13 protein-coding genes are annotated in these 12,898 nt (G+C 69.9%); 9 read left to right on the top strand and 4 right to left on the bottom strand.

Annotation, left to right across the window (positions count from 1 at the left end; translation table 11 throughout):
- Positions 1–162 precede the first annotated feature (162 nt).
- From FHY06_RS34495 to kdpE, 9 genes are all read left to right on the top strand, one after another.
- Complete coding sequence (locus FHY06_RS34495) at positions 163–300, top strand: hypothetical protein (protein WP_164713487.1); 138 nt, start codon at positions 163–165, stop codon at positions 298–300.
- Entirely contained in the window at positions 297–395 is a 99-nt protein-coding gene (gene kdpF, locus FHY06_RS34490) for a K(+)-transporting ATPase subunit F (RefSeq protein ID WP_019657711.1), read from the top strand. The genes FHY06_RS34495 and kdpF overlap by 4 nt, the downstream gene beginning before the upstream one ends.
- Position 396: 1 nt before the next feature.
- Entirely contained in the window at positions 397–2,196 is a 1,800-nt protein-coding gene (gene kdpA / locus FHY06_RS34485; RefSeq protein WP_019657712.1) for a potassium-transporting ATPase subunit KdpA, read from the top strand.
- Positions 2,197–2,209: 13 nt separating this feature from the next.
- Positions 2,210–4,309 carry a potassium-transporting ATPase subunit KdpB gene (kdpB, locus tag FHY06_RS34480; RefSeq protein WP_019657713.1) on the top strand — a complete coding sequence of 700 codons (2,100 nt, stop codon included), beginning with the start codon at positions 2,210–2,212 and terminating at the stop codon, positions 4,307–4,309.
- 125 nt (positions 4,310–4,434) lie between these two features.
- Complete coding sequence (kdpC, locus tag FHY06_RS34475) at positions 4,435–5,046, top strand: potassium-transporting ATPase subunit KdpC (RefSeq protein WP_221404501.1); 612 nt, start codon at positions 4,435–4,437, stop codon at positions 5,044–5,046.
- A gap of 67 nt (positions 5,047–5,113) precedes the next feature.
- Complete coding sequence (locus FHY06_RS34470; protein ID WP_260310874.1) at positions 5,114–5,428, top strand: hypothetical protein; 315 nt, start codon at positions 5,114–5,116, stop codon at positions 5,426–5,428.
- On the top strand, positions 5,418–5,552 hold the full coding sequence (locus FHY06_RS35030) for a hypothetical protein (protein ID WP_019657716.1): 135 nt from the start codon (positions 5,418–5,420) through the stop codon (positions 5,550–5,552). Before FHY06_RS34470 ends, FHY06_RS35030 begins: the two co-directional genes overlap by 11 nt.
- A 12-nt stretch (positions 5,553–5,564) precedes the next feature.
- Entirely contained in the window at positions 5,565–8,321 is a 2,757-nt protein-coding gene (locus FHY06_RS34465; RefSeq protein WP_126183811.1) for a DUF4118 domain-containing protein, read from the top strand.
- Between the two features lie 4 nt (positions 8,322–8,325).
- Positions 8,326–9,021 carry a two-component system response regulator KdpE gene (kdpE, locus tag FHY06_RS34460; protein WP_019657718.1) on the top strand — a complete coding sequence of 232 codons (696 nt, stop codon included), beginning with the start codon at positions 8,326–8,328 and terminating at the stop codon, positions 9,019–9,021.
- 125 nt (positions 9,022–9,146) lie between these two features.
- On the opposite strand, the gene FHY06_RS34455 is transcribed toward kdpE, so the two are convergent.
- From FHY06_RS34455 to FHY06_RS34440, 4 genes are all read right to left on the bottom strand, one after another.
- Positions 9,147–10,268: a zinc-binding dehydrogenase gene (locus FHY06_RS34455; protein ID WP_132802841.1), complete on the bottom strand. Its 1,122-nt coding sequence runs from the start codon at positions 10,266–10,268 to the stop codon at positions 9,147–9,149.
- 87 nt (positions 10,269–10,355) lie between these two features.
- A complete protein-coding gene (locus FHY06_RS34450; protein WP_184607669.1) occupies positions 10,356–10,931 on the bottom strand; it encodes a dual specificity protein phosphatase family protein in 576 nt (191 codons plus the stop codon).
- Positions 10,928–11,425: a hypothetical protein gene (locus FHY06_RS34445; protein WP_184607668.1), complete on the bottom strand. Its 498-nt coding sequence runs from the start codon at positions 11,423–11,425 to the stop codon at positions 10,928–10,930. The genes FHY06_RS34450 and FHY06_RS34445 overlap by 4 nt, the downstream gene beginning before the upstream one ends.
- A complete protein-coding gene (locus tag FHY06_RS34440; protein ID WP_132802845.1) occupies positions 11,422–12,576 on the bottom strand; it encodes an MGDG synthase family glycosyltransferase in 1,155 nt (384 codons plus the stop codon). The genes FHY06_RS34445 and FHY06_RS34440 overlap by 4 nt, the downstream gene beginning before the upstream one ends.
- Positions 12,577–12,898 lie beyond the last annotated feature (322 nt).

The raw sequence follows: 12,898 nt of genomic DNA, 5'->3' as shown, positions 1-12,898 counted from the left end.
TATGGCCCGACAAGGATGCTCGGGCCGTTCCCGGCGCCACCTCACGGGCACTGAGGTGGCGTTTTTACGCTTTCTTTACGCCCACCCCATCACTCTTTCCCCCGTTTTGACGCCCGACTGCCGAGACTGACTCCCATCTTTTCTCGTATGCAGGAGTGATGCATGGACATCGTCTGGATGGGCGCCTTGCTGGCGCTGTGGGCCGTGGTGGGGGCCATGGTGGTCGGGCTGGACAGGCTCGATGCGCCGAAGAACCCGTCGAGCAAGGCGTCGAATGCCGCCGATGGAGCCGCGTCGTGATCAGCCTCGAAGTTCTCTATGGCTTCGGCGCGCTGATCGCCGTGGTTCTCTTCGCGTACCTGGTGTTCGCGCTGATCTGCGCGGAGGAATTCTGAAATGACTTCCTCCGCCTGGGGCCTGCTGGCCCTTTTCCTGGTGCTGCTGGGCCTGCTCGCATGGCCGGTGGGCAAGTTCCTTGCCGCGCTGTGCAACGAGCGCGTGCCGCGCTGGATGCAGCGCGTGGAGGCGCCGCTCTACAGGCTCTCGGGCACCAGGCCCGAGCAGTCGATGCACTGGCTGCGCTATGCCTTCGCGCTGCTGGCCTTCAATGCCATCGGCGCGATCTTCGTCTATGCGCTGCAGCGCCTGCAGGCCTGGCTGCCGCTCAACCCCGCGGGCATGGCGGCCGTGTCGCCCGACTCGGCCTTCAACACCGCGGTGAGCTTCGTCTCCAACACCAACTGGCAGGGCTATGCGGGCGAGTCGACCATGAGCTATCTCACGCAGATGCTGGGTCTCTCGGTGCAGAACTTCTTCTCCGCCGCCACCGGCATCGCGGTGGCCTTCGCGCTGGTGCGGGGCTTCGCCCGGCGCGGCGACGGCAAGGGACTGGTGGGCAACTTCTGGGCCGACATCACGCGCGTCACGCTGTGGGTGCTGGTGCCGATCTCCTTCGTGCTGGCCGTGGTCTTCGCGGGCCAGGGCGTGATCCAGAACTTCGACGCCTACAAGGAAGTGAGCACGCTGGAGACCACCGCCTTCCAGCAGCCCAGGAACGGTGCCGACGGCCAGCCGCTGAAGGACGAGAAGGGCCAGCCGGTGATGGAAGACGCCACCACCAAGACGCAGACGCTCGCCATGGGCCCGGTCGCCTCGCAGGAAGCCATCAAGATGGTGGGCACCAACGGCGGCGGCTTCTTCAACGCCAACTCGGCGCATCCGTACGAGAACCCGACGGCACTGGTGAACCTGCTGCAGATGATCGCGATCTTCCTGATCCCGGCCGCGCTGTGCTTCACCTTCGGCCACGTGGTGGGCGACATGCGCCAGGGCTGGGCGGTGCTCGCGGCGATGACGGTGATGTTCGTCGTCGCAGTCATCGTCATCACGCCCGCCGAGCAGGCCGGCAACCCGCTGCTGACCCCGCTGGGCGTCGACCAGATGCACGGCGCGCTGCAGGCCGGCGGCAACATGGAGGGCAAGGAGGTGCGCTTCGGCATCGACGCCTCCTCGCTCTTCGCCGCCATCACCACGGCCGCCTCGTGCGGCGCGGTCAACGGCATGCACGACTCGCTCACCCCGATCGGCGGCATGGTGCCGCTGGTGCTGATGCAGCTCGGCGAAGTGGTGTTCGGCGGCGTTGGCTCGGGCCTGTACGGCATGCTGATCTTCGCGATGCTCGCGGTGTTCATCGCCGGACTGATGATCGGCCGCACGCCCGAGTACCTCGGCAAGAAGATCGAGGTGCGCGAGATGAAGCTGATCTCCATCGCCATCCTGGTCACGCCGATCCTGGTGCTGGCCGGCACCGCGGTGGCGGTGATCGCGGACGCCGGCAAGGCCGGCATCGCCAACCCCGGCGCGCACGGCTTCTCCGAGATTCTGTACGCGCTGACCTCGGCCGCCAACAACAACGGCAGCGCCTTCGCGGGCCTGTCGGCCAACACGCCCTTCTACAACGGCCTGCTCGCGCTCGCCATGTGGCTCGGCCGCTTCGCGATGATCGTGCCGGTGCTGGCCGTGGCCGGCGCGCTGGCCGCCAAGAAGCGCCTGCCCGTCACCAGCGGCACGCTGCCCACGCACGGTCCGCTGTTCGTCTCGCTGCTGATCGGCACCGTGCTGCTGGTCGGCCTGCTCAACTACGTACCGGCGCTGGCCCTGGGCCCCATCGTCGAACACCTCGTGCTCTGGAAATGAGAAGGAGCGCACCATGACCGCCAATACAAAAACCTCTCTCTCGCTCTTCGATGCGGCGCTGGTCAGGCCCGCGCTGTGGGCCGCCTTCGCCAAGCTCAACCCGCGCGTCCAGTGGCGCAACCCGGTGATGTTCATCGTCTACATCGGCAGCATCCTCACGACGGTGCTCTGGGTGCATGCGCTGAGCTTTCCGGGCGACACCGGCATGAAGCCCGCCTTCGTGCTGGCCGTGACCATCTGGCTGTGGTTCACCGTGCTGTTCGCCAACTTCGCCGAGGCGCTCGCCGAAGGCCGCAGCAAGGCGCAGGCCGCCTCGCTGCGCGGCCTGCGCAAGGACACCTGGGCCAAGAAGCTGCAGGAGCCGCACCACGGCGCCCAGTGGCTCCCTGAGCAGGCGCCCAACCTGCGCAAGGGCGACGTGGTGCTGGTGGAAACCGGCGACGTGATCCCGCTCGACGGCGAGGTGATCGAAGGCGTGGCCTCGGTCGACGAGAGCGCCATCACCGGCGAATCGGCGCCCGTGGTGCGCGAATCGGGCGGCGACTTCTCGGCCGTGACCGGCGGCACCCGCGTGCTGTCCGACTGGCTGGTGGTGCGCATCTCGGTGAACCCGGGCGAGTCGTTCCTCGACCGCATGATCGGCATGGTCGAGGCCGCCAAGCGCCAGAAGACGCCCAACGAGATCGCGCTGACCATCCTGCTGGTGGCACTGACGATCGTGTTCCTGGTGGTCACGGTCACGCTGCTGCCGTTCTCCATCTTCAGCGTGGAGGCCGCGGGTGCGGGCACGGTGGTGTCGCTCACCGCGCTGGTCGCGCTGCTGGTGTGCCTGATCCCGACCACCATCGGCGGCCTGCTGTCGGCCGTGGGCGTGGCCGGCATGAGCCGCATGATGCAGGCCAACGTGATCGCCACCTCGGGCCGCGCGGTCGAAGCCGCCGGCGACGTCGACGTGCTGCTGCTCGACAAGACCGGCACCATCACCCACGGCAACCGCCAGGCCAGCGCCTTCCTGCCCGCGCCGGGCGTGACCAAGGCGCGCCTCGCGCGCGCCGCGATGATCGCCTCGCTCGCCGACGAGACGCCCGAGGGCCGCAGCATCGTCGAGCTCGCGCGCCGCGAAGGCCTGGAGCCGACGCCGGTGGAGGGAGCCCGCTTCGTCGCGTTCACCGCGCAGACCCGCATGAGCGGCGCCGACCTGCCGGCCGCGCCCAACAGCCTGGACACCGACCCCGTGCTGCTGCGCAAGGGCGCGGTCGATGCGGTGCGCCGCCACGTCGAGGCCATCGGCGGCGCGGCCGCTCCCGAAGTGCTGCGTGCGGCCGAGGAAGCGGCGCGCCGCGGCAGCACGCCGCTGGCGGTGGCCGAGGGCAACCGCGTGCTGGGCATCGTCGAGCTCAAGGACATCGTCAAGACGGACATCAAGGAGCGCTTCGCCGAGCTGCGCCGCATGGGCATCAAGACGGTGATGATCACCGGCGACAACAAGCTCACCGCGGCAGCCATCGCCGCCGAGGCCGGCGTGGACGACTTCCTGGCCGAAGCCACGCCCGAGGACAAGCTCGCGCTGATCCGCCAGTACCAGTCCGAAGGCCGCCTGGTGGCGATGACCGGCGACGGCACCAACGACGCCCCCGCGCTCGCGCAGGCCGACGTGGCCGTGGCCATGGGCAGCGGCACGCAGGCCGCCAAGGAGGCCGGCAACATGGTCGACCTCGACTCCAACCCGACCAAGCTGCTGGAAGTGGTGGAGACCGGCAAGGCGCTCTTGATGACGCGCGGCTCGCTCACCACCTTCTCGATCGCGAACGACGTGGCGAAGTACTTCGCCATCATCCCGGCGATCTTCATCTCGACCTATCCGCAGTTGGGCGCGCTCAACGTGATGCGGCTGGCGAGCCCGTCGTCGGCGATCCTGAGCGCGGTGATCTTCAACGCGCTGGTGATCGTGTTCCTCATCCCGCTGGCGCTCAAGGGCGTGCGCTACCGGCCCGTGGGCGCGGCCGCGCTGCTGCGCCGCAACCTCGCCATCTACGGCCTGGGCGGCCTGCTGGTGCCCTTCATCGGCATCAAGCTGATCGACTGGCTGCTGGTCGCCGTACGCCTGGTATGACCCCCTGGCTTCGTGCACTTCGTGTCGCTTCTCCCACCCCTTTTCCAAGGGGCAGCACCGGTGGCCCGGCGAAGCCGGCTCCACGGCGTTCCCCGAAATGTCTGGATCACTGAAAGGTATCGATCATGAATGACAACCAAGGCGGCATCGTCCGCCCCGCGCTCGTGCTCTTCGTGCTGCTGAGCGCGCTCACCGGCCTGATCTACCCGATGGCCGTCACCGGCGTCGCGAAGGCTGCGTTTCCTGCGCAGGCGGCCGGCAGCCTGATCGTGATCGACGGCACCACGGTGGGCTCGAAGCTCATCGGCCAGAACTTCAGCGATCCGAAGCACTTCTGGGGGCGGCCCTCGGCCACCGCACCGCAGCCCTACAACGCGAGCGCCTCGGGCGGCTCGAACCAGGGCCCGCTCAACCCGGCGCTCACCGATGCGGTGAAGACGCGCGTGGAGGCGCTGCGCGCGGCGGATCCGGGCAACACGGCGCCGGTGCCCGTCGACCTCGTCACCGCATCGGCCAGCGGGCTCGATCCCGACATCAGCCCGGCCGCCGCTCAGTACCAGGCGGCGCGCGTGGCGCGCGTGCGCGGCATGCCGCTCGCGCAGGTGCAGTCGCTGATCGACGGGAACACCCAGCAGCCCCTGCTGGGCATCCTGGGCGAGCCGCGCGTCAATGTGCTGGCGTTGAACATCGCGCTCGACGCCGCCTCCGGTTCATTCAGTCCTTCGACACCGCGTTGAGGAGAAACAAGCCATGGCCTATGCCGCCTATCGAGAACACCCCGGTGCGCCGAGAACGCGCGCTTCCATGAACACCGGCAAGGGCAACGACAGCCCGTTCTACGTGCTCGACGTCACGGTCTGCTGCGCCGATGCCCTGCGCGTGCGCCGCAGCATCGCCGGCTGCCTCGAGGCCGGCGTGGTGCGCTGCGAGCCGCTGCTGCATGCCTGCAGCTCGCAGGAGAGCGACGCGCCCTGCGTGCGCCTGATGATCCGCCTGCCCCTGGCGCGCTACGCCGACGTGCTGCACCGGTTGATCGAATGCGTGCCCTCGGGCGAGATCGGCCGGCTCGTGAGCTGGCGGGAGCACCTCGCGCGCTGCGGCCTGCGCCATGGTCACTGACCTGCTGATGGCGCTGCTGGCCATGGCGGCGCTCTTCGTGCCGCTGGGCTTCGCGTGGTGGGTGCTGTCGCGCACCGCGCGGCGCCACCAGCGTTCGCGCCGCAAGGACGGCCCGATGCGCTAACCTTTGCCGCCGATGAACGAAGTGCTCCGCCCCGACCCCGACGCGCTGCTCGCGCAGCTGCGCAGCGACGAGGCGCGCGCCCAGCGCGGCAAGCTGCGCATCTACTTCGGCGCCAGCGCGGGCGTCGGCAAGACGTGGGCCATGCTCAGCGCGGCGCAGCGCGAGCGGGCCGCCGGGCGCGACGTGCTGATCGGCGTGGTCGAGACCCATGGCCGCAGCGAGACCGCCGCGCTGCTCGCGGGGCTCGACGCGCTGCCGCTGCGCGAGATCGCGTACCGCGGCCGCACGCTGGCCGAGTTCGACCTCGACACGGCGCTCGAGCGCAAGCCCGCCGTGCTGCTCGTCGACGAGCTGGCCCACACCAATGCCCCGGGCTCGCGCCACGCCAAGCGCTGGCAGGACGTGCAGGAGCTGCTGTCCGCCGGCATCGAGGTGTGGTCGGCGCTCAACGTGCAGCACCTCGAGAGCCTCAACGGAACGGTCGGCGCCATCACCGGCGTGCGCGTGCACGAGACCGTGCCCGACACCGTGCTCGACGAGGCCGACGAAGTGGTGCTGGTCGACGTCACGCCCGACGAGCTCACCGCGCGGCTGGCGGCCGGCAAGGTCTACCTGCCGCAGCAGGCCGAGCGTGCGGCGCAGAACTTCTTCCGCAAGGGCAACCTCATCGCGCTGCGCGAGATCGCGCTGCGGCGTACCGCCGAGCATGTGGAAGACGACGTGCGCGGCTGGCGCGTGGAGCAGTCCGGCCCCGGGGGCGCCGGCGGCAACGGCAAGGGTCCCGGCCTGCAGGCCTGGAACACATCGGGCGCGATCCTCGCGTGCGTCGGCCCGCACGAAGGCGCGGCGCAGACCGTGCGCACGGCGGCTCGGCTGGCCGGGCAGCTCAACGTGCGCTGGCACGCGGTCTATGTCGAGACACCCCGGCTGCAGCGGCTGGCCGCCGCCGAGCGCGACCGCATCCTCGCGGTGCTCAAGCTCGCCGAAGAACTGGGCGCGGCCACGGCCGTGCTCACCGGCTCCGACGTGGCCGAGCAGCTGGCCGAACAGGCAAGGCGGCTGAACTGCGCGACGCTGGTGCTGGGGCGATCGCAGCCCGAGATCAGCTGGCGCCGCTGGTGGCCCGTCGGGCGTATGCCGCTCGCTCGCGCACTGGCGCAGCGTGCGCCGGCGCTCGACATCATGGAGGTCGCGCCCGTCGACAGCTCGCGCCGCCTGTCGCGCGCGCCGCTGCAGGGCGGGAGCGTCGACAGCGACGACCACGAGAAGGCGCCCACCTACTGGCCCGGCTACGCATGGGCGGCGGCCACCAGCATCGCTCTCACGCTGCTGTGCACGCCGCTGGCCAGCGTGCTGGAGCTGTCGAACATCGTCATGCTGTTCCTGCTCGGCGTGGTGGGCGTGGCGATGCGCTTCGGCCGCGGGCCCTCGGCGCTGGCGGCCTTGCTCAACGTCGCGGCCTTCGACTATTTCTTCGTGCCGCCGCGCCTGTCGTTCGCGGTGAGCGACGTGCAGTACGTGCTGACCTTCGCGATCATGCTCGGCGTCGGCCTGCTGGTGGGGCAGCTCACGGCCGGGCTGCGCTTCGCGGCGGGCGTGTCGACCAGCCGCGAGCGGCGCGCGCGATCGCTGTTCGAGCTCACGCGCGAGCTCTCGGCTGCGCTCGAGGCCTCGCAGGTGGTCGCGCTCGGCACGGCCGCCGTGCGAGGCCACTTCGGCGGCGATGCGCTGGTGCTCGTGACCGACGCGGCCGACCAGCTCGTGATGCCAGACGGCGCGCCCCAGGGCTTCGATCCGCAGGTGGCCGACTGGGCCTTCCGCCACGGCCAGAGCGCCGGCCTCGCCACCGCCACGCTCGCGGCCCAGCCCTGGCACTACGTGCCGCTGCGCGCGCCGATGCGCGTGCGCGGTGTGCTCGCGCTCTCGCCCGCGCAGCCGCGCTGGCTGCTCATACCCGAACAGGCGCAGCAGCTCGACACGCTGGCGCGGCAGATCGCCATCGCGCTGGAGCGCGTGCACTACGTCGAGGTGGCGCAGCAGGCCGTGGTCGAGATGGAGTCGGAGCGCCTGCGCAACGCACTGCTCGGCGCCATCTCGCACGACGTGCGCACGCCGCTCACCGCCCTCATCGCCCTGGCCGAGTCGCTGCAGACACTGCCGCCCGGGGAGCACGCCGAGGCCGCGCGCGCCATCGTCGCGCAGGCGCACGAGCTGCATGCGCTGGTGAGCAACCTGCTCGACATGGCGCGGCTCGAAAGCGGCATCGCCGGCGGCGCAGTGAACCTGCGGCGCGACTGGCAGTCGGTGGAGGAGGTGGTGGGTTCGGCCATCCGCGCGGCGCGCACCTCGCTGGGCGGCACCGTGGTGCAGACCGCGCTCGACCCCGACCTGCCGCTGGTCGAATTCGATGCCGTGCTCATCGAGCGCGTGCTGGTCAACCTGCTGGAGAACGCCACCAAGTACGGCGCGCCGCCCATCGTGGTCGGCGCGCGGGCCGAACCCGGCGCGCTGGTGCTGACCGTGCGCGACCATGGCCCCGGCCTGCCGGCCGCGCTGCTGGGCCACGAGCAGAAGCTCTTCGACAAGTTCACGCGCGGCGAGGCCGAGTCGGCGACGCCGGGCGTGGGTCTGGGCCTCGCGATCTGCAAGGCGGTGGTAAGCGCGCACGGCGGCGAGATCACTGCCGAGAATGCGCGCGATGGCGGTGCAGAATTCACGGTCACGCTCCCACGGCGCGAGCCGCCCGAACCTGCCGAAGCCCAACTCTGAACCCATGCCTTCCCCCACCGCCATCGTGATCGAAGACGAGCCGCAGATCCGCCGGTTCGTACGCGGCGCGCTCGAGGCCGAGGGCTGGGCGGTGCACGAGGCCGGCACCCTGCGCGACGGCCTGGCGGCCGCCGGCACGAGACAGCCCGACCTGCTCGTGCTCGACCTGGGCCTGCCCGACGGCGATGGCGTCTCGCTGATCCGCGACGTGCGCGGCTGGTCGGCGGTGCCGATCATCGTGCTCTCGGCACGCACCGACGAGGCCGACAAGATCGCCGCCCTCGACGCCGGTGCCGACGACTACCTCACCAAGCCCTTCGGCACAGGCGAACTGCTGGCCCGCGTGCGCGCCAACCTTCGCCGCCCGCGCACGGCGAGCACGGAAGAAGCGGCCCCCGAGGCGCTCTTCCGCTTCGGCGAGATCGAACTCGACCGCGCCGCACGCCTGGTGCGCCGCGCCGGCGCCGAGGTGCACCTCACGCCGACCGAATACCGCCTGCTGTCGGTGCTCGTCGCCAACGCGGGTCGCGTGCTGACGCAACGCCAGCTGCTGCGCGAGGTCTGGGGCCCGTCGTACACCGACCAGAGCCACTACCTGCGGATCTACATGGGGCACCTGCGGCAGAAGCTGGAGGCCGATCCGGCGCAGCCGAAGCATCTGCTGACGGAGACGGCTGTGGGGTATCGGCTGGTCGTCTAGGGCTTCCAGCTACGGCTGCGAGACCCTGCGAAACGCGAGCACCGCAGGGAAGCCGCGAAGCGGCCGGCATCGTGGGGTCGAGCGTGCCGTGCCGCGTACCGGGCGGCCTATTCAGGCAAGGCGAATCAAGCCTTGTTCGGATTCAGCAGGAACTTCTCCCCCGTTGCCTGCTTGCCATACACGCCAATGGCATCGAGCTGCAGCATCTCCACCAGCGACACCTCGCGCGTGTAGTGGCTCGCGAACGTGGTCTTCAGTTCGGCGATCACGCGGGCCTTCAGGCGCTGCGTGCCGGCGTCGCCAAGGCGCTGCAGGAAGGGGAACAGCAGCCAGCCGCCCATGCCCCAGGTCATGCCGAAGTTGCGCACGACCTCGGTCGGGCTGCGGTCGAGGCCGCCGTAGATGTAGACCTGCTTGTGGGTGTTGGAGCCGTAGCGGCTGTATTCCTTGGCGGTGCGGTTGATGGCCGCTTCCATGCAGCCGAGGATCTGGCCGGCGAGCTTGCCGCCGCCGATGGCGTCGAATGCCAGGGTGGCGCCGGTCTCGGCGAGGGCCTGGGTCAGGTCCTCGATGAAGGTGGGCGAGCTCGAATTGCACACGTATTTGGCGCCGAGGCTGCGCAGCAGGTCTTCCTGGTCCTGCTTGCGCACGATGTTGACGAGAGCGATGCCGTCCTTCTGGCAGATCTTGTTGAGCATCTGGCCGAGGTTGGAGGCGGCGGCGGTGTGCACCAGGGCCTTGTGGCCTTCCATGCGCATGGTCTCGACCATGCTCAGCGAGGTGAGGGGGTTGACGAAGCACGATGCGCCTTCGGCCGGCGTGGTGCCTTCCGGCAGCTCCATGCACTGGGCGGCGGCGAGGCAGCGGTACTGCGAGTACATCGCGCCGCCGATGGCTGCCACGGTCTTGCCGAGCAGTGCCTGCGCCTGCGGCGAGGAGCCGGCCTTCACCACCACGCCCGCGCCTTCGTTGCCGACGGGCATCGACTCGTCGAGCCGCGCCTTCATGGCGGGCAGCACGCGCTCGGGCACGGTGGCGGTGACGACGGGGCGGTCGGCGGTGCCGGATGCCTTGGCGGTGCTCATGTCGGCAGCGCCGAACAACAGGCCCAGGTCCGACGGGTTCAATGGCGATGCCTCGACGCGGATCACCACTTCGTGGGCCTGCGGCTCGGGGATGGGGTCGTCGTGCAGCGAGAGTTCGAGTTCGCCGCTGGAGCGGATGAGGGAGCGGATTTGGAGTGCCATGGAAGAGCCCTTCTGGTCAGGTTCGCGGATGGCCTTCGGCCACGGGGCGGCCAGTATAGGAGTGGCCTGCGCAGCCTGCTGGCGCCTTCAGGACACGGCCGGAACCGCAGGCGCGTGGGCGAGTGCATCGCGCATGGCGGCCGGGTCCAGCCGCTCGATGTAGCGCGGGATGTTGCGCCACAGCGTGTGGTAGCCGTAGCCGCCGCGCAGCATCTCCTGGCGGGCGATGTCCTTGTCCCAGTCCTGCAGCGCCATGCGGTAGACCGCCGCGACCACGCCGGTGCGGTCGGCGCCGTGCATGCAGTGGATGAGCACCGGCCCCTGCCTCTCGGCTGCGCGGATGGCCTGCAGCGCGCGCAGCACCTTGGCGTCGTCGATGGACCAGGTGTTGATCGGCACGCGCACCAGCCGGATGCCGCTGCCCGCGAACACCTTGCGGTCGTCGTTGAACGAGCGCAGGCTCACCACCGTGCGGATGCCCAGCGACTGCAGCGCGGCAAGGTTCGAGCGCTTCGGCTGCGCGCTGCGGTACAGCGTGGGCGTGATGCGGTGCAGGTTCTCCACGCCCAGCGCGTCCAGCGGATCGGCCCAGTGGCCGGGGCGCGGTGCGTCGGCGATGGGCTCCTGCCCGCGTTCCCTGCGTTTTCTTCTGCTGCTGCTCATCGGCTGCCCTTGCGCGGCCAGTGCCGCGTCGCCAGGATGAACGCCGCCACCGCGAGGCCGCCCCAGTAGTCCACGGGCGCGCCCCACAGCCAGTGCTTGTGCCAGAACGCATCCACCGGATTGAAGCGCTCCCAGCCGAAGGCCGGGTTGATGAGGAACCAGGTGAAGTCCTCGCAGACCCAGAACACGATCAGGCCCGCTGCCGCCAGCCCCACGTCGCGCCAGGTCCATCGGCCATTGAAGGCCAGCGGCGAGAAGAACACCAGCGCCATGAAGGTGAAGACCCAGGCGTGGTAGCCCGTCATCGCGCGGCCGCCCCAGAAGAGGTCGAGCCAGATGCTGTTCTCGATGCGCCACGTGGGCAGCGAGGTGGCCCAGCCGGCACCGCCTTCGATCTGGATCTCGGCGTTGGCGAAGAAGAAGGCCATGACGATGACCCAGGCCAGGTAGCCGAGCGTGCGGGCCACGCTCGTCTTCTCGACGGCGGGCTTCATGCGGGCGCCCCGAGCACGTGCCGCAGCACCGATCGCGCGGCCTGCGGCTTGCCCAGCGCTCGGCTGCGCGCGGCCATCGAGGAGAGCTTGGCCGGATCGGCCATGAGGCGCGCCACCTTGTAGTCGAGGCCGATGGCGTCGTAGGCCAGCCAGGCCGCGCCTTCCTCCATCAGGAAGCCGGCGTTGTGTTCTTCCTGCCCCGGAATGGGCGAGATCAGCAGCATCGGCTTGCCCAGCGCGAGGCACTCCGACACCGTGAGGCCGCCGGGCTTGGTCACCACCAGGTCGGACGCGGCCATCATCCGGTGCATCTCGTTGGTGAAGCCGATGGCCGCCACGCGGCCCGGGTGGCGCCTGGCCAGGGCCTCGAGCCTGCCGTGCGCCTCCGCGTTGCGGCCCGCGACGGCGATCACCTGGAAGTCGTTCGGCTTGCCGTCGGGCCCGCCCATGCCGAGCACTCGCTCGACCATGCTCGGCAGGTCGCCGACGCCCGCGCCTCCGGACACCATCAGCAGCACCGGCCGCGAAGGATCGAGGCCGAGCCCAGCCACGCAGGCTTCACGCGCCAGCGCGGGCGCATCGGGCTCGGAGAAAGCCGGCATCACCGGGATGCCGGTGACGTGGATGCGCTCGGGCGGAATGCCGCGCGCCCGCAGCCGGAAGGCCACTTCTTCCGTCGCCGCGAGGTAGCCCGTCATGCCCGGCACCAGCCACATGTTGTGCAGGTCGTAGTCGGTGATCTGCAGCCACACGGGGTAGTCGATGCGGCCGCGGTTGCGTTCTCGCATCAGCAGTTCGGCCGGCAGGAAGTGGGTGCAGATCACCGCGTCGGGCTTCTCGCGGCGGATCTCGCGCACCAGCGCGCCGGTGCTCAGCCGCTCGATGCCGCGGCGCAGGCGCTGCGAGGGTGCATGGTGCGGCGTGACGTCGGTGCGCTGGTGCAGGTAGGACCACAGCTCGGGCGCACGATTCACGAGCTGGATGTACCAGTCGGTGTAGACCTTGCGGAACCCCGCCGCCACATGGGCCATCGCGTCGATGTGGACCGCCGTGCAGGGCGGGGCGAGGGACTGCGCGGTGGCGGCGATCGCCTGTGCTGCACGCACGTGGCCGTTGCCGGCACTCACGCTGAGGATCAGGAGTTTGGTCATGGAATCCGGGGTTTGCGCGGCGGATTATGGCGATGCCTTGTGGCAGTGCTTCTGGGGCCTTGTTCGGGGCACGCTCACGCCGACGGGGTGCCTTGCTCCGCGAATGTCCCCCGGGGCTGCGCCCTTCCTCCTTTATTTCGCTGCGCAAGGCACCCCATCGGCGTGAGCGTGGACAAAGTGCTGGTTGATCAGCCAGCACAAGAGCAGCGCTCGTTGTGCACAGGGCATCGGGTGCTCCCCGCAGCGAAATAAAGACACCGTTCTGCCTGTCAACTACAGACTGCCTTGGGATGATGGTTCACATCGAAGGGCTTGCCCGACC

Source organism: Variovorax atrisoli (assembly GCF_014195185.1).
In the GTDB taxonomy this organism is placed as follows: Bacteria; Pseudomonadota; Gammaproteobacteria; order Burkholderiales; family Burkholderiaceae_C; genus Variovorax; species Variovorax atrisoli.
This window is presented reverse-complemented; position numbering and strand designations above follow the sequence as displayed.